Here is a 20,739-nt window from a genome sequence, read left to right on the forward strand (position 1 = left end):
GCTTACTCCACCTTCCCATTATACTAGAGACCTACGCGGCCTGTACCATTAATCAGCTTATCCAACAGTTGGTCAAAAGTTGTCATGAAACGGGAGGCTGCACTGTAGGCATGTTGAAACTTGATCATATTTGACATTTCTTCATCCAATGATACCCCGCTGACGGATTGACGATTCATGTCCACTTGCTCAGTCAATAGCTGTGCATTCTGCGATTGACGCTCCGCTTCCTGAGTTTGGACGCCCAACTGTCCAACAATCGAACTGAAAAAGTCATCTACAGTGGTAGTTTGAGCTTGGGTCGTATTAAAACCAAACTTTACATTTTTCAGGCTCGCCATAGCCAATGCCAAAGCATTATTACCTACGGTTACCTTTTCATTGGCTGTACCCGTTCCATCTACCCGCAAAGAGCTGGCAATTTTGTTCGGGTCATCTTGTATATCCTTGCTCAATGTAATATTGCCCGCAGTAATAGCAGCTCCATCTTTGGAGGTGAAGAACGCCCCCCCCTTTGCTGGTGTCGTACCACTGAGTGTATATCCCAACTGATGGAGTCCATTAATTCCTTGAACAGTTACTTTTAAATCCGCCGTCAAGGTTCTGTTGTTATTCGCATTTGAATAAGTAACCGCTGTATTGTTGACACCTGAATTCAATACCGTTCCCTCAGGCAAAACTGTACCAGCAGGTAAGGTGATTTCAATGTTACCATTCGCCAGCGTATTAGCCAGCTGATCCATTTGATTTTTGTAATCTGCAACATATTTATCGCGGGATAAAATCATACCGTAAACTTCGCCGCCAGTTAACGTTCCACCCTGATATGCAGCTTCAAGACCAGCCGCCGTAACAGCAGTTACCTCTGTGCCCGCAACAGCTATTTGTCCAGCCACCGTTACCTGATAACCGGTATCCAACTGAGTTACCTGCACATTCGCAAGTTTGGACAACTTATCAACTGCATAATCCCGCTGATCCCGCAAGTCATTCGGATTATCTCCAAGCTGTTCTAGCTTGTATATATTACCATTCAGATCCGCTATAGATTGCAATAACGAATTCATCTCGCTTGTTTTTAGTGTAACGTTATTAGTCAAATCAGAACTGAGTGCATCCAGTTGTTTGCTGGCCTGATTCATGGCATCCGTCAAAGCGAGTGTGGTCTCTTTTACAATTTTGCGATTCGTAACATCTTGAGGATCTTGGCTCAGATCGGACCATGCATCCCAAAAGTTATCCATGACCTTACGGATACCTGTGTCCGAGGGCTCATTCATAATGGTCTCAAGCTTGTTCAGCGTGTCATAACGGATATCCCAACCACCTTGAGAAGAACTTTCGTTACGATACTGATCATCTAAAAACGTCTGACGAATACGCTCAATAGCAGTGAATTCAACCCCTGTCCCCAGTTGGCCTCTTACAACGGAACGATTCAAACCATAGGCTTCCATAGAGTCGGTGGCCTTCATACTGACCACTTGTCTGGAATAACCAGCCGTGTTGGCATTTGAGATATTGTGTCCAGTAGTATTTAGTGCTGCGGTTTGTGTGTTTAAGCTTCTTTTCGCTGTTTCTATAGCATGAAATGTTGAGACCATGTTTTCCTCCTTTAGTTAGGCGCGTGTATCAAATAATCCCGCTCGTACAGTTGATGTACTTTTATCAGCCGGACGCTGGTACACTGGTTCCGATTCCGCATAATATGACATACTCTCAATGGAAAAATCAATATAGGAAAGCGCCTGATGTATAAGCTGTTGATTCAACTCATTTAGTTTTTTCAATTCTTCGAGCGTATTTGCAAGTTTTTTTTGAATTTGCATAAGTCGCTGCTTGTCTTCTAGATCAAACACGAGACGAGACAATTCCGTTATATTGAGATTCAGCTTGGATTTAATACCACGCTCCTGCAAAAATTCATACACTACCTGCATGCGCCGTTCATCCAACTGCTCTATATGTCTGGAAAGCTTCGATTCCTGATTCATGACTAAAATGAGCTGATCTACCTTATTAGATATCAGTGCTTCTTTCTTTTGAGTTCCTAGTGCAATCAACTGCTCATGAGCCTCTCTCAGCTGCTCCAGCACATCAATCAGGCGCTCTAAAGGCATATTTTACTTCACCTAGCTTTCGGAAGACTGTTTGAAGTAAGGCAACAGCTTCTCGGCAATTTTGTCTGCATCCACACGGTAGGTTCCAGAAGCCACTTGCTGCTTAAGCTCCTGAATCTTTTTAACTCGATCTGTATCGCTGCTGCGGTTCAGCATTTCCATTGCTTCCGGGGAGATGGAAACCTCATCCTTGCGGCGAGATTTCTTTTGCTCCTCTTGGCGCCCTGTTTCAATATTTCGCTGGTATGGATTGATCGCTCCGATGCGGTTGGTCTCGTTAATTTTCATAACTTCCACCTTCCTTAGTTATTTGATATGGTCAGAATGTTTCAGACGACATAGCGTCGAACATAGTTCGTATTCTTTATTTTGTGCATGTTTGCTAAAAATAAAAAAACCGATAAGCTCTATAAAGATTATCGGCGGTATTTGAAACTTTTTGAATAGCTAAACGTGTTTTTAATTCCCCTGTACTACTTTTCACGGAGTTTATCAATTGCGCTGTAGGCACCTTTGCCCATATTGTTACTTTGCTCCTGATTACTGCTTTCACGCGCGGCCTGATGCAGGTCTTTGGTCAGTCTTGTTCGACAAGAATCGCACATGTGTCCTTCACGAATCGGTATTCCGCATACTTCGCAAGGATACGTCATATTGGGTGCATTAGCAATGGAAATGCGCCCCTCACGTATAAATGTCGTGATTTGCTTAACGGATACCTCAGTAGCGTCAGAAAGCTCATGCATATTAATCCCTTTATTTTCACGTATATGTTTGACGCAGCGCTCATATTCAAGCTCGATTTCTTTAATACAATTCTGGCAGATTCCTCTGACATTCATAATAAACAGCTTTCCACAGCGGGGACAGTTATCCAAATTCATCCTCTGCAGCGCCCCTTTCCAATTTCCGGTCTCTAATTACTTTTATCCTTACATTACCTTATACTGAAGAGCCTCGTCTAGCGAATATTTCAAAAAATATTCTCAGATTTTACACAACTACACATTTTGTACGTTATCATAATTAAAATATAGATGATAATACTCCAGCAGCGAAATTTTCTCTACATCTATATGTATCGTTATTCAAATGACATACAAACTAAGGAAGCCAACGAACCTTTACATCTCAGCCTATGGTATGTATCTATTTATCGTCAAAAAAGGCAACTTATTTAAGGTTAAAAATAAAATAAGCGCCATTCCAGTAATTTTCGGGAATAGCGCTCCATTATAATTAAATTAGCTATATATGAATATGATCAAACGTAGAAATGCAGATCAAGCCAAGGGGAAAACCGGGCGAAACAATCCTCAGAAGAATTCATGTTCACCTGTGCCCCGAATGCTATCAAGCAAATGCTGTAAATCCGGGGGATCGGCGCCCATACGAATGCTCCGCACATGGAGTGTGGGGATTCATAAATCTTATGCAACTATCCTCATTTCAATTCATAAACTATCTGAAATCAAGATAGATGCAGTATTGAAAATTTGCAGCCCAAAAAAAACAAACAATTATTCAAAAAAGCATTGTTTTAATAGAGGCCTTCCCGTATACTAAAGTCAAACACTTGGTTTAATAAACACATATTATTATGCATTTATAATAATAATTATTTATTTGTGTTTGTTTGTGGCACTTGCAGTTCTTGACCCACTTTAATCAGGTTGTTAATTTTAACCAGCTCTTCGACAGTAACGCCGTATTTTTCTGCAATAGAAGCCAGTGTATCGCCGTCTTGAACATTTACTGTGATTGTATTTACAGTAGCTGGTGTTTCAGTTGTAGTAGTTGTTGCTGGTTTTGTAGTTGTTGTTTGATTGTTGTTCTCAGTAGCTGGTTGAGCTGGTGTTGTAGCTGCTTCTTCTTCAGTAGCTTTAATTCCAAAAACCTTTTCTTCAAATGCTTTTTGTGCTGCTTCTTGTTGTTGAATGATCAGTTGCTCTTCAGCATGATCTTTATCACGATCCTGTCCTGATGCTGCCATTACTTGACCTGTTGCAAATGGGCTCAGCAAGGATACTGCACCTAAGCTAACTGCCAGCATACTAGATACTGCTACTTTTTTCATTACGTTTTTCATGATTTTTTCTCTCCTCTTTTTTAGCTTTAAATTTTAATTAACTGCTTTACTACTGAGCGAGACACTCCCAATGTCCGCTCTGTTTGTCGTTAGCCAACTCATTACCAATTCATGTTAGCTATCAACAGATAGAAATTGTACTCCTATTTTCCAAAAAAATCAACCTCTAAATTGAAATATTCTTAATTCATCCCTCACTTCCTTACTTTTTGTTTGTCTCTATATTTTTATTATATATCTCTTTCTAGCTCGTTGTCAAATTCTGCTGATTTCGTGGTGTAAAAGAACTCTACTCTACCTAATTAGGCCATTTTTGAGACAATTTCAATCTTTATTTCATAGTTTCAAAACAATCCCTCCACGACAAATACAGAAAATTTAGACTTATGATCTTGCTAAAGTCAGGCAAAAAATAGCCAAATGTACTCCTTGCTCTGCTGCCTCTTCACCCAAAACACGCGCACATGCCTGCAAGGTGCTACCTGTTGTATAAATATCGTCTACAAGCAAAACAGTAACAGACTGCATCCTCGCTGATGTATATCGAGAATCGGCTTTTAAAACAAGAGACTTCAACAACTTTGCCATATCAGGGATAACAGCAAAGGCATTATCCATTGAGCTTATGCGTTCCTTTTTGGTTTTAAAGCTCTGTTTGCCTGTATCTTGTGGACGAGCAAGTAAAGATACGAAAGGAAGCTTATTCCGCCGGGCAATTTCTTCCGCCAAAACTTGAGCCTGATTGAAGCCCCGTTCTGCCAGTCTTGTCTCACTTACCGGAACACAGGTCACAACGTCTACATTCCACAGAGATCGTTTGGGAACAGAACCGCCACGGCCTGTAAACTCATGTCTCATCGCCCGATAGGCTCGGTTCATTATCTCACCCAACGCAGAAGCATACTTTTCATTCCCACGATATTTGAACTGTCCGATCCATTCTCTCATCATCGGCGTATAGCTGATTGCACTTCGATTACACACATAGTAACGTGCGGATGGAACAAGCCTTAAGCAATCCGGACAAAATGTCGGGCGCCCGCAATGAACACACCGAATTTTATAAATCCAAGGAATTTGAACTGAACAAGAAGTACAAATCCCGGAGTACTCGGAAAAATGCCCTGTGAGAGTGTTACAAGAGATACATGTTTGTGACTGACGATGGAGCAGCCAATTCATAAAAAGGCGGGTTTTGGAAATCATCCCCATACCAGAATACACCTTTCTTGGTAGCTTACGTACCGACATGGTTTTAGGTTTCATATTTCTAAAAAAACTTTTTTTATTTACTGCATTTAATGCTTTATCTCCTTCAGATAGCCCTTTTTTCGTGCTAGTGTATTCATGCGTTGAATCTGTCTAATTGCTCTCTTTTGACCACGAGTCCATTGGGGAGATGTAAAAATAACGCCACCACACGGGTCATCCTTGGATCTTCCCGCGCGGCCCGCCATTTGGACGAGAGATGCCTCATCAAAAAGGTTGCTATCCGCGTCCAGTATGTACACATCACTTCGTGGAACCGTCACGCCCCGCTCTAATATAGTGGTCGTAACCAGTACACGTATTTCAGCAGCTCGGAATAAACGTACTTTAGCGGTTCGCTCTCCATCCTGTGATGAGGTACCCGCAATAGGAACATCAGGTAAGTGTTTGATCAGCAGCTCTACAAGACCCTGAATATGTGCAATTCGTGTCACAAACAAAAAGATCTGGGCTCCACGTTGTATAGATACACGCAGGTGTTGAATCAAGGAAGCGGGAAGCTGAGCTTTTTGCAGCCACTGCTTCACTGGAGCAGTCCCCAAGCGAAATGGAACAGGTAAAGGATGACGATGAAAACGAACGGGAACCTTGGCGTGTGGCAGCCAGCCGCGTGCAGCCTCTTTCTGCAGAGCATGCGGTGGCGTAGCAGACAAATAGATAAACTTGCCCTCCGGCTTGCATACAGCTTGTGCAGCAAAAGCGAGCATAGGATCATTGTGATAAGGAAACGCATCAATCTCGTCAATCACTACCAGATCAAAGGCATGTCGATAACGCAATAGCTGGTGTGTCGTTGCCAGTGTCAGCTGTCCTCTTTGCCAACGTTCTGCGCTTCCTCCATAGAGCGTTACCATGCTAGCCTGGGGAAAAGCAACTGCCAAACGAGGTGCCAGCTCCAGTACCACATCCCGGCGCGGTGTTGCTACAAGCGCTGTCCCTCCGCGCTCCAACACATGCTGTAAGAGCGGAAACATCATCTCCGTCTTGCCTGCGCCAGTCACGGCCCAGAGCAGAAAACGTTCTGCCACAGGATCGGGTACTTGCCGAACAGCAATCCCCCAAACACGCTCGCCAGATTTGGGCGAAGGCTGCCCGCTGCGGGCAAGAGTGCTGCCATGTGCAGCGGCAGCACCTGAGCCCCGGCGCGCAACCATGCCGCGCCGGAACAATGCGTGCGCCCGTTGCCAGTGGCCTTCCGGGCGAGAGCATTCCCGCACCCCGCCGGGTGGTGCGGACAAAAAGCGCAGTGCCGCTTCGGCAGCGGCACGTTGCGCAGGGCTCAGCCCCCAGCGGTCGAGTTCCGCCGTCAGGGCTGCTGCTGCCGTGCGCGGCACGGCGGGTTTCGCTGCACTGCGCAGCAGCAGCGAGCATTCACGGCTGCGCCCAAGTGCGAGACAAGTCTCGCAGTAGGCGCACGCCTTGCGTCCACACGATGCGCAGCTCGTTCGGTGCACCATCCCGCTGCCACAACGGTTGCAGCGGAGTTCATTTGCACGCGCGGCGGACCAGCGCGCACGTGGTGCGGGGGCGAGGCCAGCAGCAAAGCTGAGCCGGCCTTGCAGATATGCTAGTTGCGCAGCCGAGCGCCAAGCACGCTCCAAACCTGGCGCTGCCTCCGCCAACAACGCTTCGGCTTCCGGTACGAGCAACTGGCGTCCTGTTAGCAATTCAACCAACTCATCTGCTTGGCGTGCCACACACTGCATATCCAGTTCGTCAATTCCACCGCAGAGTTTCTTTTTTTGAATAAAACGTAATGCTCCTTGTATTTCTCGTCTTTCCCCCTCATTTTCTGCACCAGAAATCCAGCCTTGTACATGATCCCAAATGCATATATGATCTGTTTCTCCAGTTAAAATTCGTTGTCCGCCAAAAGGTTCTAGTGACAGCTCATTCTTTAGGTTGGAAAGAATATATCCCCACCACTGTTTATTCCCCCATCGCTTCATATCCGCTAGTTCCTTGAATGTTTCACACAGCTTTATTCCCCAAGACAATGGAAGCCCTTCCCCTAATAACACCCACCTTTCGACAGCATTCTTCTGTCCCTCATTTCGATGCATCCACCATGTCATATCTACTCGAATATCTACAGACAATCGTAGATTCCAATGCCCCATATACCTAACCGCATACACAGCAATTTTCATCGTATATCCCTCCCGCCTATCACGGTCATTTTTTCTGCTTCTTATCACACCAGATAAAAACAAAAAAGCACACTCCCATGGCCTATAGCCTGAAGTGTGCTTCACATCAATCGAACCTCAACAAGATCCGTACCATCTTGCATATGCAATTGCTTATAAATATTTATATCCGATTTTGAGCCTTGTGTCCACAATTCCCTGTCATTAAGGAACAAGTGGGGTATCTGCCAACGGGTTGGCTGCTCTAAGATCAATAACAACCTGCTTTTCACCGCCTGACTTCGGTAAAACCGGGTTCCCCGGTGAGAAACGACGTGAAATAACCGAAATTTCCATATGGCTATAACGCACCATCCGTGTCAGAATCGGCAGCGTGTCGTCCATGGACTCATCATCCAGTACCGTCACATGCAGCGGCCTCCGGTGTAGCCAAGCAAGTATGCTTAACGAACGCATCACCCATTCCACACGATCTCCGTCATTGGACGTAATCACAATATAGCGGGTCGCACGATGCTCCGGAGATAATGAGTGCGCATCTTCACCATTGCGATAAGCCTGAACCGCCTGTCGTATATACATGAGATGCACGACCGCGGCTCCTAGACCGTATATAAGCAATATCCAAACCAAGTGAGCCGTCACGAAGGTTCCACCTCCTCCTATAGCGACAATATATGCCGTATAACAGGAAGAGGTGTCACGGTTATGTACTGGGTTTCAAAGACTACACTTTACAGCGTAACCCATCCGTATTTGATCGAGTTAATAACCGCTTGTGTTCGGTCGTCAACCTCCATTTTTTGCAGAATGCTGCTGACATGGTTTTTGACCGTTTTTTCGCTAATGAATAAATATTCACCGATCATTTTGTTGCTCTTGCCTTCAGCCATCAAACGCAGCACTTCAGCCTCACGGCGGGTCAGCGGATTATTTTCGCCTGCAACAAACTTCACGCCTGCTTCCTTGGTATGACCCTCAGCCATAGCCCCGGTTTCATTCAGGTAGGTCATCCGGCGGAGCTGCTGAATAAGCTTACCCGTTACCTTCGGATGAATAAACGCATATCCTTCATGAACCGAACGAATTGCGTTAATAAGGGACTCGGCCTCCATATCTTTTAACAGATATCCGTTGGCCCCCTTGCGCAACGTTTCGAATACGTAGCTTTCATCATCATGGATGGACAAGATGATCACTTTGACATCCGGGAACATCTCGCGCAGCTTTTCAGTTGCCTCTACACCATTTTCAATTGGCATATTAATGTCCATCAGAACAATATCCGGTTTCTCTACGTTACAAAATTCCAGCACCTGGATGCCGTCGCCGCATTCTCCGATGACCTCAATGTCATCCTCCATATTCAAAATACGTTTAAGTCCTTCACGGAACAACTGATGATCGTCCGCCAAGAGAACTTTAATCGGTGCATTACTGATTTCTTGATTTTCCATTTTGTTACTCCTTTCCCTTTTCCACGTTGGTTGGGATATGAATCACTATCTTGGTGCCCTGATTCTCAGCTGATTCGATCTCCATTCTCCCCTCGAGCAGTTCAACCCTTTCCCGCATACCAATCAGACCAAAATGCCCATGATCTTTGCTTTTTTGCTGGAAGAGCTCTGGCTTGAAGCCCAGACCATTATCCTGTACCACGATTTTTACAAGCTGCGCCTGATAGGTAATCTCAACAAGTACATAGGTAGGATAAGCATGCTTGGCAGCGTTGGTCAAAGCTTCCTGAATCAGACGGTAAATGGCTGCTTCCATCGCGGAAGAGAGACGGTGTTCCTTGCCCCTTGTTTCAAAAAGCGCTCTAATCTTCGTTTTTTCTTCAAAATCCTGCACATATTTTCGGAGTGTCGGAATAAGCCCCAGGTCATCCAGGGCCATAGGACGCAGATTGAAAATGACCTTTCGCATTTCCTCAAGACTGGAGCGAACTTGTTTCTTCAAGTCTACTATTTCGTCCTGAACCATCTTAAATTCCTGCTTGGCGATCATTCTTTCCACAATTTCCGTCCTAAGCACTAGATGTGCAAGGAGTTGCGCAGGTCCATCGTGAATTTCACGTGATATGCGCTTACGCTCCTCTTCCTGAGCCAAAATAATTTTGAGACCAATAAACTGTCGATTTTTGGCCGATTCGATGATCCGCGTCACTTGTCCCAGCTCACCTGACAAATACTCCAGCACGACACCCATCTGTGAACCAATGGTTTCGGCGCGCTCGACAGAAGCCTCGACACTTTGGGCCCGCTTTTGCAGATCATCTCTTCTGGCTTTAAGATACATTTCCTTCTCGCGAAAAATCATCACATCGAGCTGAAGCTGTGTCGCCTTCTCATAAGCCTGCTTGATATCTTCTTCTGAATAGCGGACAAAGTCACGGCTGACCTCAGTCAGCCGAATGCGGGACCGCCGATAATTCATTTCCAGCTGGTCCACTTTTTCAATCGTTTCCGCCGTTTCCTTTAGGACACTTTGAAGCTCCTGATTTAACGTGACCAGCTCGGTCCGGGCCGTGTCCAATATTTCGAACATCTGATATTTGCTGTTCTCCATCACCTGGATGGCATTTTTAATGACTCGGTCTATGATATCGGCTTGAAAGTCCACAAATGTTCTACTCCAATCCTAGCATTTCAAGTATATATCATACCATATCATGACTGGAGGGTGATGGTCTTCGTTTCTTGTTCCCATTTTACAGTCATCCCTAACTGCTCCGACACGAGTCTTAATGGGACTAAAGTCCTACCACCTAATACTATAGGTGCTACATCAGTGCTCTGACGCTTTCCGTTCAGAACAACTTCCTTTTTCCCCACGGTCAAATCCATCAGTACACCGCCGCGCATAATCGTGATCCGTTGATCGCCTGCATTCCACTTGGCCTGCCCACCAAAGGCATCAAGTACATACTTGATCGGCACATACGTTGACCCATCACGTGTCATCGGAGCCGCATCAATCGCAGTCGCTGTTCCATTCACGCTCATTGATTTTTGCCCAATCGTCATCTGAGCTGTTCCTTTTTTGAGTCCTTCGGTGCCAACCGTTCCCGGTGTATTAAAAGAAATATTATCAAAAGCAACATTGCCCGTTTTAGCACGCTCATCCTGACCCTCGGCCACATTGACTACATAAAGACGCTTCAGCTTCGCCGGATACGAAATATTCAAACCGCTCATATCTGCGTTTATCGTTTTCCAGCCATTCCAGTCAATCACTTTGGCCAGATCAATATATGCCGTTTTGCCTTGAGCATCCTCCAATTCCGCCCGCAGCCAGTTCAGACTCTTATCTCCTCTCACATCAACGGAAATGGATGTAGCCGCTTGTTCCAGCGTTTTTCCGGTTGTACCGTTCAGTTGAGCATAAGCATACATTTTGCCACTGCCATTCGTCATGTCGTAGTTCAGCTCCAGCACCTTAGAGTTGGCATGATCCCCATCTCCTTGCACAACGGCAGCTGTTCCGGTAACACCAGCTTCATTCGAAGTAAAATCAATCGGATACGAAACATTTTCGAAATTCTCCCAATCACTTGTACTCTCTCCGCCTGCAGACAGGAAGACAACCGCGCTGAAACCATCATAGCGACCGATGGCATAGCCCGTTTTCACACCCGAGTCCACCGAGTTGACTGTAAGCTGGTTGTCCTTAACGCTTCCCTTAAAGCCGATGAATTCCCACTTGAGAGCATCTGAGGTAATGCTGACGCTTTGACCATCTTTCGTTTTTGCCGTTACAGGTACTGCAATTTTAGCTCCAGCGGCAAGTGACCCTGTACCACTTCCTGTGGTCAGCGATGAAATTTCATCTGCTCCAAGCACCGTAACCTTGGTTGTAGCGCTTGCTGAACCACTGGATGCTGTTAGTGTCGCAGTTCCCGGTTTGGCTCCCTTGACAACGCCGCCACTCACTGACACAACAGCCGGGTTGCTGGATTTCCACGTCACCTGCACCTTCGAAGTATCAAATGGATTGTAGTAGTTGTCATATCCTTTGAAGGAATAGCTTCCGGTCTGACCAATCAGCAATGTTTTATTGCCTTTAATGGTGAAGCCTTTAAGCGTTCCTTTAGGAGCAGTGGTATATACACCTACTCCATTCACGACGCTGCGCTGTTCTGTACCGTATTCCGTATTAAAAGTAAGCCCTGCAGTCGTATCTCCCAAATCGCGAGTTACCATGGTGGTAGAGCCGCCCCCGTCAAGGTTCATCCCCTTCCAGACGCCAATATCTTGCATCAGCGTTTGCAGCTCGCTCAGAGAAACACCAACACTGTTCCCGTTCTTCTCAACGGCAATGACATAAGCGTAACGCTTGTCACGGGAATATCCCAAAGCTGTACGCGCACGGGTCCCGCCTATGCTTGTTGTGCTTCGGGAATACGAGGTTTTCTGACCGTCATTTACTAATATGGTATGTCCGCCAATCATCATTTGAAGGTTGGAAGGATCTACTTCACTCCCTGTCGATTTCACACGAAGGTGATAGTTCGTTTCTACCGTCTGTCCCACAGTCAGATGCTCCTTGGCATATTCAGCCGCTTTACCATGAGTACGCAAAATATAGCCATCCTGTGGGACGGTCATATTCAATCCAGCGTTGCTGGAGACTTGCGTAACCACACCGTTTTGCACCAATACCTCGGTAGGCGTTGTCGAGCTGTTTTTTGGACGTTCCACCGCCTTCCAAGCAGATGTATAAATATACATAGCATTGGAATGGCTGTAGCTGCTTCCACTCGTTTCAGGCGTATATGAAGCCTTGTTCATCCCCGCTAAAGAAAAGGATGACCCATCCCCGGCCTTTACTGTACCTTCAAAAGTAAACTGCTCTACCATCGGAGAACCATCCTTGGTTACAGCAAAGGCATACATGCCTGTTAAGTCAGACGGAGTAGACATTAACACACCCTTGGATACTTGTCCGCCAATCGGCGCTCCCTCGCTGGAGGTATTAAAATAATCTCCGTTTACACCAGCAACCGCACCAGTTTCTTTTGCCATGCCACCAGTACTCTGACGGGTCGTGAACTGTCCGTTCTTCCCGGTCATGACATCCAGCTTGACGTATGGATTTTGCAAGTCCACCCGAATAATATCAGCCAGTGCTGTTCCTTTGGAACCTTTAAAACGATATTTCATCAAAGTTGCACCAGAAGTAAGGATTTCTTCGCCCAGCTTTACAGTTGAACCGGAGGCTGCACTTGCGATTGGCACAGACATCCAGCCATTTAACGGGATTAGAGCCCCTGTTCCGGCAACCGGCCCTACCCACAATACTCCTGCCAGTGTCAGAACGGCCCATTTCTTAGCGATTCTTCTACCATCCACTTTCTCATTGCCCTGTTTCCTATTACTTAAAAACATTTGGATAATAGCTCCCATCTTCATTGTATTCAAACGGAATACTCCGTACGTTACTCTACCAATAAACAAAAAAGGTCTTCTTATATTAATAGACTTATTATAAAGGCAAAAGTTACGAAAATCCCGTCAACTTATTCACAAAATCGAAAACAGCGAATTGACGAACACGATATAGACGCAATATAATACGGTTGAACTAATAAGTTCAAAATATACTAATCAGTTCATATCTATTCTTTTATGACCTATCGGGAGGCTTGAAATCATGAATAAACAACGGTTACTTACCGTATTTTCTTTATCCCTGAGCATAGCGATCGCTGGATGTTCCAGTGCGGAGAAAGATGCCGCTTTAGGCTCAACTGCACAGCCGACCGTTGTGCGTACTGCAGTTGTCAAATCCTCTCCGCTCCATACTGCCTATAATTTATCAGGCACTCTTCAGGCTTATGAGGAAAACACACTGGCTTTTCAAAATGGAGGCACCGTAGCCAGTGCATATCTCACTGTCGGCACAGCTGTACAGAAGGGGACCGTTATTGCTCGTTTGGATGATGCTGACTACAAGCTTCAGGTGGCACAAGCGACAGCCTCCATCCTGGAAGCGCAGGCTGGTATTGATAACGCACAGGCTAACCTACAGGCTGCTGCCTCTGCGATTCAATCTGCCGATGCAGGTATTACAGGAGCGCGCGCGAATGTCAACAAGGTTAATAAAGGGGCGCGCGCCCAAGAGAAGCAGCAAGCGCAAGCCACTGTAGATAAGGCGCAAAGTGCTTATAATAAAGCCAAAACGGATAGTGAGCGTACTCAGAAGCTGTTTGAAGCAGGAGCTGCTACCGCATCGGATAATGAGAACGCTCGCCTGAATGCTACCGCAGCCCTGAAAGATCTGGAGCAAGCTAAGGAATCCCTGTCCCTTTTGCTGGAAGGGGCCACAGCCGAAGATCATCAATCCGCCCAGGCTAACTTTCAGGATGCGCTTGCAGGTAAAAGCAAAGCTCTTGCTGCCAGTGAGCAGGCTGCGGCTGCCAAAAAGCAAGCTCATGCCAACTATGAAAAAGCCCTTGTTGCCAAGGGGCAGGCAGAACTTGCACTTTCCCGCACCCGTCTAATCGCTCCTGTGAACGGCGTTATTTTAGGCAAGAGTGTGAATACAGGTGACTTGGTCGCTTCAGGCCAGACCGTCTATCGCATAGGGTCCATTGACCGTCTCAAGGTACTGCTTCCGGTACCGGACAGTGAAATCAGAGATTGGAAAAAGGGACAAGCGGTGAATGTGATGCTATATGAGGAAAGTCGTCAAGGCACAGTTTCCAATATCTATCCTTCAACCAGTGCCAATACGGGAATCGTTAACGTAGAGATCGTTATAAACAATCCACAGCGGGACTGGTTACCCGGTCAGGTGATTAAAGCTGCTCGACAGGTGACAGACAAGAACGGCATTCTCGTTCCCGCTGAAGCGGTCATTAATACAGGAACTGAGCCTTTTATCTTCAAAGATATTAAAGGAAAAGCTGTTAAAACAACCGTAAAGCTCGGTGATCAGGTTATAGAAAATCAATTACAAATCGTATCCGGCCTTCGTGAGGGCGAACGTATTGTCATTAAAGGGGCAGAAAATCTATTTGATGGCAATGCGATCAAAGCGGAAGAAGGCGGCCGCCCATGATTGAATATTTCGTAAAAAAGCGAAAAATTACATTACTGTTTTTTGTTATGCTTGTTTTAGTCGGAGCTTTTGGATTTTTCCAATTACCGAAACAGGAAATGCCAGATGTCACCATACAAAATGCTATGGTAACAACAATCTACGCTGGTGCTTCACCACAAAAAGTAGAACAAACCGTAACCAAAGAATTGGAAAAGCGCATTAAGGAAGTTGAAGGTGTTAAAACGATTAGTTCGACTTCCGGCAACGGATTCTCCTCTATTTTAATTGAATCCAAAAATGGAGTTGATCCTCAAACCGTCTGGGATAATATGCGTAAAAAAGTACAGGATGCGCAAGCTGATCTTCCCGAAGGTGCTGAAGTACCTGTTGTGAATGACAAGTTAACCAGCTCGTTTATCGGCTCCTATGCCCTGGTCGCTGACTCTCCTACACCTTTGTATAAACTAAATGATTTGACCACAACGTGGAAGGATCAGCTCAATACCTTATCAGGTGTATCAAGTGTCAAATTTAATGGCCTTCCTGACCAGGAAGTACGCGTCCAAATCGACAACCAAAAGCTTCAGCAGTACCATCTGTCGTGGGGACAGGTCGCACAAGCGATCCAGTCACAAATTGATCGGGTCCCTACCGGTGATATTGAATACAACGGACGCACTTTTCAACTCATTGTCCGGGAAACCCAAAAAGCCGAGGAACTAAATCAGGCCATTTTGACTCGTACTCAGGAAGGGGCTCCCGTTTATTTGCGAGATGTTGCCACGACTGAACTGGCACATGCCAAAACGGAGTACTTTGCCTATGTAGGGGGCAAGCCTGCCATTACGCTAAGTATTGGAGCAGAAAAGGGCACAGACGTCCCGCCTATGAGTGAAAAAGTCAATGCTAAGCTCAAAGAACTGGAGAAAACACTTCCCGAAGGCGTTCGTCTTGAAACGCTTTTTGCACAAAAGGATCAGGTAGATCATATCTTCGAGGACTTACAACGTGAAACGATTCTTGCAATTGTGGCTGTTATTCTCGTTTGTATGCTGGGTTTGAATTTGCTTACCTCTGCTTTTGTCGCACTGGCGATTCCGATTTCGGTTGCGATTGCCATTATCTTTTTGCCAATGTTCGGCATTACACTCAATCAAATTTCCGTTGTCGGTCTGATCATTGTACTTGGCATACTCGTCGATGACGCCGTAGTGGTCAATGATAATATTGAGCGGAGACTTACAGAATTAGGGGAGTCGCCCAAAGATGCAGCTATTAAAGGTACCAAAGAGGTGATGCTTTCGATTTTGATTGCCACTCTGGCTACCATCTCAGCCTTTGCTCCACTGTTGTTTCTACCCGGAAATGTAGGGGCATTCATCAAGCCTATTCCCGCTATTGTTTCTTTGACCATGCTTGCCTCCATGATTATGTCGCTCACCATCATCCCAATTTTCCGGGAATGGTATGAGAAGCGCAGGCAGACTCGTCGACCTCAAGGTAAAACGAAGCCCGCAGGCTTGTTGGGCCGGCAGATCCAGTCTTTGAACAAGCTATATTCCCAAAAGCTAATGCCCAAAGTCATTAAAAGGCCCTTGCTGACTGCAATGGCAGGACTCATGCTTGGAACAGCCGCATATGGATTGGTTCCTTTCACTTCAGTTGAGCTTTTTCCTGAATCGGAGGACCCTCATGTTGTATTAAAAATAAAAATGCCCATTGGTACCTCAGTAGCAGAAACAGATCAGGTCGTCAAAGACATTGCAGGATGGATCAAGAAGCAGCCCGAAACCTCCAAAGTCGTTTACAGCGCCGGAGGAACTGCACCGCAACTATTCAGCGACATTAACAGTTCGGGCGGAGATATTAGATATGATGAAACTGTAGGACAAGTTGCAGTCGTTGGCAAAAAAAATATTTTTGATCTCGATACGACAGTCAATGCTTGGGAAAAGCATGTTAAAAGGTCCTATCCTGAAGCTACAGTGACGATGTATATTCCTCGTCTTGGAGTCCCGGTAGGTAAGCCCGTCGCTATTCGGATTTCAGGTCAGAACCTGAATCAGCTGCAAAACCTTGCCCAAAAAGTAAAAGAGCAGATCGCCACGGTAGAGGGTACAACCGGCATCATGGATGATATAGGAATTGAAAGATATGCACTGGATTTGCAGGTCAACAAGCAAGCCATGGATCAATATCTGGTAAGCTACACAGATCTGACTCGTACCCTGCTTCTATTAAAAGAAGGGGCTAAAGTTAGCCAATTTGATACAGGAAATGATCTGGTGGATATTAAATTGTATTTGAATCATGACAACGAGGAGCCTAGCACGCTTTTCCAACAATTAAGTGTAGTCAATTCAGCCGGTGCGCAGATTCCGTTAAACCAGTTCGTACAGATTAAGCCTTCATTTGCTATTCAGCAAATCAAGCATTACAATATGGAGCGGACGATTACGGTAGAAGCCGACTTGAACGGGCGAACTGCAAGCGAAGCGATGGTGGATGTAGAAAGCAAACTGGCACAAATGAAGTTCCCTGAAGGCTATAAATGGGAGGTAGGCGGCGAAACATCCGATCAATCCACCATATTCGGGGATTTAGGGAAGCTGGCAATCGTTGTAGTCCTGCTCATTTTACTCTTGATCACCATGCAGTTTTACTCGCTGTCCATTCCTATTATCATTATGACGACTGTATACCTGGCAGCAGCCGGCGGCATTATTGGTATTTTCTTAACTGGTATGCCTATCGGTTTTATGAGTATCATGGGGATTATTGCACTCGCAGGTATTGTTGTACGGAACGGTATTGTGTTAATTGAATTTATCGAGGATGCCCGGCATGAAGGAATGGAGCTAAAAGAAGCTGTGATACAAGCAGCCGCTGCCCGCTTCAGACCCATTTTATTGACTTCTCTGGCGGCCATTGTAGGAATGATCCCGTTAGCACTGTTGGGAAGTCTTCTCTTCAAGCCACTGGCCTTTACTGTCATTTTCGGTTTGCTATTTTCAACCTTGTTAACCTTGTTTGTCGTGCCGTCCTTATATATGATTATGGCCAAGTTCAAAATGCACCGTCAACTCAAAAAACAGCAACACACGGTTATCACACACGACCAACCTTTGTAGAATGTCTGGAGTAAAGCGGCGGGATGGCGGATTGGCCCCTAGGGGGTAATATGTATGGAAAGCAAAAAAAATGATATTTTACAGGCAGCCATTCGGCTGTTCTCCAGAAAAGGCTATTATTCAACATCTGTTGAAGAAATTGCCAAAGAAAGCGGGATGGCGAAGGCATCCTTTTATAAATATTTTCAGGGAAAAGAGGAACTGCCTCTGGAAATGTGCGTTATCCTGGAGAAAAATATTGAACAAGATATTCGGGCACTTTACAGTAAACCTGATCTTACTAATTATGATAAGCTACATGGTTTTACTGTACTTTATTTAAGAAATCTTGTTGAAAATAAGGTATATCTTATGATGGATCTTCCTGAGCCATCCATGCTCATTTTTCAGAATGAACAGCTCAATGCCACCTTCGAACAACATGAATACAAGTTGTATCAATGGGTATGCGACTGCTTGATTGATGTATTCGGAACCGACATTGAAGATTCTGCATGGGATATCACCTTTGTGCTCAAAAGTGTTGTATTTGAATATATTCGTTTCTTTGCTGACCGGATGAACGATGAAACGATTGAAAATCTTACTCAATTTATCATCTTCTTATCCAAATCCTTGGTTACTGGCCTGAAGAATACTGATTCGGTCTCTCATTTGTGGAGCACTCAAGGCTGGCTAACTGAAAGCAATCTAGACAATCCCTTCGGTCAAGGCCGCCAGATCAATAGCCTTCTCCACGCTCTGGAAGACAGCATACTGCTGTCTTCATGGAGTTTGGAGGATAAGCAAGAGTATCAGCAAATTTCCGCTCTACTAAAGGAAGAAGCTCTGAAAGCGAGCCCTCAGAAAGGGCTCTTAAAAGCTCTTTTTTCGTATTTGGAGCAGCGTAAGGAACTGCAGAAGGTTTGCCATTTACTCAAAAATTTATTAGACCTTGCACCGGTATCGGAATAATAGCCAACCATTCGGTAAATTAAAACAGATCTTTAGTTATTTTTCCAAAAATAACTAAAAAAAGACTACTCATTTACATGAGACAGTCTTTTTTTAGTTTATTGCTTTTATTTATAACATACGAGGAACTACAGATCCGCTTGTTCTTTCAATGTTTCTGCCTTGTCGACACTCTCCCAAGGTACATCCAGATCTGTGCGGCCAAAGTGACCGTAGGCAGCCGTTTGCTTGTAGATTGGACGGCGCAGATCCAGCATGCGAATGATACCTGCCGGACGAAGATCAAAGTTGTTGCGGATCAGTTCAACCAGCTTCTCATCGCTTACTTTACCTGTACCGTATGTATCCACGTTAATCGAAACCGGCGTAGCTACACCAATGGCATATGCGAGTTGAATTTCTACCTTGTCAGCCAATCCAGCTGCCACAAGGTTTTTTGCTACATAACGAGCAGCATAAGCAGCAGAGCGGTCCACTTTTGTCGGATCTTTGCCAGAGAATGCTCCCCCGCCATGACGCGCATAACCACCATATGTATCAACGATGATTTTACGACCTGTCAGACCTGCATCTCCTTGAGGTCCACCAATAACAAAGCGTCCCGTCGGGTTAATGTAATATTTGGTTTGTTCATCCAGCAATTCAGCAGGAACAACTGGCAAAATAACCTTTTCCTTGATGTCTGCTTGAATTTGCTCCAATGTCGTATCCTCTGCATGCTGTGTAGAAACCACAATGGCATCAATACGAACAGGCTTGCCATTCTCGTACTCAACCGTTACTTGTGTTTTACCGTCTGGGCGAAGGTAATTGAGTGTTCCATCCTTACGCACTTCAGACAAACGTCGTGCAATACGGTGAGACATAGCGATAGGCAATGGCATTAGCTCAGGGGTTTCATTTGTAGCAAAACCGAACATCAAACCTTGGTCCCCTGCACCAATGTTTTCTGTTTCTTTATCCACTTCAGCAGGATCACGGCTCTCCAAGGCGGCATTAACACCTTGAGCAATGTCCGGAGATTGTTCATTTAAAGAAGTCAATACAGCACAAGTATTGTAGTCAAAACCATACTTTGCACGTGTATAGCCAATTTCCTTGATCGTGTTTCGTACAATAGATGGAATATCCACGTATTCCGATTTGGAGCTGATTTCACCAATGACGAGAACGAGACCGGTAGCTACCGATACTTCACACGCTACCCGTGCATTAGGGTCATTAGCCAAAAAGGCGTCCAATACAGCATCGGATATCTGATCGCAGATTTTATCTGGATGCCCTTCTGTTACAGACTCGGACGTGAACAAATGACGGCCCTTTACAGACATGAACTTCAACCTCCCATAATTAAAATACATGAGGATTTATATAGAAATCCTGACATGATGATGGTATTATTCAGGGCACCTCCAAGCCAGCATACGACAGGAAGATATCTTTTCACCTGATTAACAAAAAATGAACCTTTTCCGGTAGGAAAAGGTTGCGTACAAGCCTCAAATGTCATGATATCCTATTTAAAACAAGGTGTCAATTCATATCGTTCAATTGCAAGCTTCGAAGTCGGAATAAGTTTGCATGTGAATCATTTTTGACTCACATGCAAATAGCCACACTTCAAAACTACTAAATTTAAGGATTTTATAGAAATTATTGTAATTTATAATGCACCAAATTCAGATAATCTGCGCTCAGCAGATTGTACCAATCGCTTCGTAATTTCACCGCCAACAGAACCGTTTTGTCTTGAAGTTAAATCTCGCCAGGCCACATTCCCGGTTCCCGCAAACTCCCCCAATTCCGCAGCGAATTCACTGTCAGCGTTGGGATGTATATGTGCATATTGAGGGTTATAGACAGGGAGTCCAAACTCAGCAGCGATCTCATACTTCAAATCATGTAACCTGGCACGGCTTTCGGGAATTAATTGTCTTTGACCTCTTGACGCCATCGTACACACCCTCCATTACAAAGTATTG

Annotated in this window: 16 protein-coding genes; 3 read left to right on the forward strand and 13 right to left on the reverse strand. The window is 45.2% G+C overall.

Going from position 1 to position 20,739, the window contains the following annotated elements; translation table 11 throughout:
- Positions 1 to 23: 23 nt before the first annotated feature.
- The 11 genes from flgK to KQI_RS0125280 all read right to left on the reverse strand — a co-directional run bounded on the left by flgK (position 24) and on the right by KQI_RS0125280 (position 13,015).
- A complete protein-coding gene (gene flgK, locus KQI_RS0125230) occupies positions 24 to 1,604 on the reverse strand; it encodes a flagellar hook-associated protein FlgK (protein WP_010349681.1) in 1,581 nt (526 codons plus the stop codon).
- A 15-nt stretch (positions 1,605 to 1,619) separates the two neighbouring features.
- Complete coding sequence (locus tag KQI_RS0125235) at positions 1,620 to 2,120, reverse strand: flagellar protein FlgN (RefSeq protein ID WP_010349682.1); 501 nt, start codon at positions 2,118 to 2,120, stop codon at positions 1,620 to 1,622.
- A gap of 12 nt (positions 2,121 to 2,132) precedes the next feature.
- Entirely contained in the window at positions 2,133 to 2,408 is a 276-nt protein-coding gene (flgM, locus tag KQI_RS0125240) for a flagellar biosynthesis anti-sigma factor FlgM (protein WP_010349684.1), read from the reverse strand.
- Between the two features lie 185 nt (positions 2,409 to 2,593).
- The gene (locus tag KQI_RS0125245; protein ID WP_010349685.1) at positions 2,594 to 3,004 is read right to left on the reverse strand and encodes a TIGR03826 family flagellar region protein; all 411 of its coding nucleotides are present in this window, start codon (positions 3,002 to 3,004) and stop codon (positions 2,594 to 2,596) included.
- A 734-nt stretch (positions 3,005 to 3,738) separates the two neighbouring features.
- A complete protein-coding gene (locus KQI_RS0125250) occupies positions 3,739 to 4,209 on the reverse strand; it encodes a LysM peptidoglycan-binding domain-containing protein (protein ID WP_010349686.1) in 471 nt (156 codons plus the stop codon).
- Between the two features lie 384 nt (positions 4,210 to 4,593).
- Positions 4,594 to 5,193: a ComF family protein gene (locus KQI_RS0125255; RefSeq protein ID WP_241764014.1), complete on the reverse strand. Its 600-nt coding sequence runs from the start codon at positions 5,191 to 5,193 to the stop codon at positions 4,594 to 4,596.
- Between the two features lie 314 nt (positions 5,194 to 5,507).
- The gene (locus KQI_RS0125260; protein ID WP_010349688.1) at positions 5,508 to 7,628 is read right to left on the reverse strand and encodes a helicase-related protein; all 2,121 of its coding nucleotides are present in this window, start codon (positions 7,626 to 7,628) and stop codon (positions 5,508 to 5,510) included.
- Between the two features lie 204 nt (positions 7,629 to 7,832).
- A complete protein-coding gene (locus KQI_RS0125265; RefSeq protein WP_010349689.1) occupies positions 7,833 to 8,273 on the reverse strand; it encodes a hypothetical protein in 441 nt (146 codons plus the stop codon).
- Between the two features lie 89 nt (positions 8,274 to 8,362).
- Positions 8,363 to 9,085 (reverse strand): response regulator, encoded by a 723-nt coding sequence (locus tag KQI_RS0125270; protein WP_007432713.1) that lies wholly within the window; start codon positions 9,083 to 9,085, stop codon positions 8,363 to 8,365.
- Positions 9,086 to 9,089: 4 nt separating this feature from the next.
- Complete coding sequence (locus KQI_RS0125275) at positions 9,090 to 10,250, reverse strand: sensor histidine kinase (RefSeq protein ID WP_010349692.1); 1,161 nt, start codon at positions 10,248 to 10,250, stop codon at positions 9,090 to 9,092.
- A 47-nt stretch (positions 10,251 to 10,297) separates the two neighbouring features.
- The gene (locus tag KQI_RS0125280) at positions 10,298 to 13,015 is read right to left on the reverse strand and encodes a stalk domain-containing protein (protein ID WP_010349693.1); all 2,718 of its coding nucleotides are present in this window, start codon (positions 13,013 to 13,015) and stop codon (positions 10,298 to 10,300) included.
- Positions 13,016 to 13,280: 265 nt separating this feature from the next.
- Between KQI_RS0125280 and KQI_RS0125285 the strand changes: the two genes are divergently transcribed.
- Genes KQI_RS0125285 through KQI_RS0125295 form a run of 3 tightly spaced genes read left to right on the forward strand, consistent with a single transcriptional unit; the run spans position 13,281 to position 18,757 of the window.
- Entirely contained in the window at positions 13,281 to 14,690 is a 1,410-nt protein-coding gene (locus tag KQI_RS0125285; protein ID WP_010349694.1) for an efflux RND transporter periplasmic adaptor subunit, read from the forward strand.
- Complete coding sequence (locus KQI_RS0125290; protein ID WP_010349695.1) at positions 14,687 to 17,803, forward strand: efflux RND transporter permease subunit; 3,117 nt, start codon at positions 14,687 to 14,689, stop codon at positions 17,801 to 17,803. Before KQI_RS0125285 ends, KQI_RS0125290 begins: the two co-directional genes overlap by 4 nt.
- A 54-nt stretch (positions 17,804 to 17,857) precedes the next feature.
- Positions 17,858 to 18,757 (forward strand): TetR/AcrR family transcriptional regulator, encoded by a 900-nt coding sequence (locus KQI_RS0125295; protein ID WP_010349696.1) that lies wholly within the window; start codon positions 17,858 to 17,860, stop codon positions 18,755 to 18,757.
- 128 nt (positions 18,758 to 18,885) lie between these two features.
- Here KQI_RS0125295 and metK read toward each other — a convergent pair whose 3' ends face one another.
- Both metK and KQI_RS0125305 read right to left on the reverse strand, forming a co-directional pair.
- Positions 18,886 to 20,088 carry a methionine adenosyltransferase gene (gene metK / locus KQI_RS0125300; protein ID WP_010349698.1) on the reverse strand — a complete coding sequence of 401 codons (1,203 nt, stop codon included), beginning with the start codon at positions 20,086 to 20,088 and terminating at the stop codon, positions 18,886 to 18,888.
- A 332-nt stretch (positions 20,089 to 20,420) separates the two neighbouring features.
- Complete coding sequence (locus tag KQI_RS0125305; protein ID WP_010349699.1) at positions 20,421 to 20,711, reverse strand: alpha/beta-type small acid-soluble spore protein; 291 nt, start codon at positions 20,709 to 20,711, stop codon at positions 20,421 to 20,423.
- Positions 20,712 to 20,739 lie beyond the last annotated feature (28 nt).

The organism is Paenibacillus peoriae KCTC 3763, assembly GCF_000236805.1.
Lineage (GTDB): Bacteria > Bacillota > Bacilli > Paenibacillales > Paenibacillaceae > Paenibacillus > Paenibacillus peoriae.

Excerpts from the sequence above, each read along its gene's own strand:
- flgM (WP_010349684.1), bottom strand. The coding sequence starts at position 2,408 with ATGAAAATTAACGAGACCAACCGCATCGGAGCGATCAATCCATACCAG.
- KQI_RS0125260 (WP_010349688.1), bottom strand. The coding sequence starts at position 7,628 with ATGAAAATTGCTGTGTATGCGGTTAGGTATATGGGGCATTGGAATCTA.
- KQI_RS0125235 (WP_010349682.1), bottom strand. The coding sequence starts at position 2,120 with ATGCCTTTAGAGCGCCTGATTGATGTGCTGGAGCAGCTGAGAGAGGCT.
- KQI_RS0125280 (WP_010349693.1), bottom strand. The coding sequence starts at position 13,015 with ATGTTTTTAAGTAATAGGAAACAGGGCAATGAGAAAGTGGATGGTAGA.
- KQI_RS0125245 (WP_010349685.1), bottom strand. The coding sequence starts at position 3,004 with ATGAATTTGGATAACTGTCCCCGCTGTGGAAAGCTGTTTATTATGAAT.
- KQI_RS0125290 (WP_010349695.1), top strand. The coding sequence starts at position 14,687 with ATGATTGAATATTTCGTAAAAAAGCGAAAAATTACATTACTGTTTTTT.
- KQI_RS0125270 (WP_007432713.1), bottom strand. The coding sequence starts at position 9,085 with ATGGAAAATCAAGAAATCAGTAATGCACCGATTAAAGTTCTCTTGGCG.
- flgK (WP_010349681.1), bottom strand. The coding sequence starts at position 1,604 with ATGGTCTCAACATTTCATGCTATAGAAACAGCGAAAAGAAGCTTAAAC.
- metK (WP_010349698.1), bottom strand. The coding sequence starts at position 20,088 with ATGTCTGTAAAGGGCCGTCATTTGTTCACGTCCGAGTCTGTAACAGAA.
- KQI_RS0125250 (WP_010349686.1), bottom strand. The coding sequence starts at position 4,209 with ATGAAAAACGTAATGAAAAAAGTAGCAGTATCTAGTATGCTGGCAGTT.
- KQI_RS0125285 (WP_010349694.1), top strand. The coding sequence starts at position 13,281 with ATGAATAAACAACGGTTACTTACCGTATTTTCTTTATCCCTGAGCATA.
- KQI_RS0125305 (WP_010349699.1), bottom strand. The coding sequence starts at position 20,711 with ATGGCGTCAAGAGGTCAAAGACAATTAATTCCCGAAAGCCGTGCCAGG.
- KQI_RS0125295 (WP_010349696.1), top strand. The coding sequence starts at position 17,858 with ATGGAAAGCAAAAAAAATGATATTTTACAGGCAGCCATTCGGCTGTTC.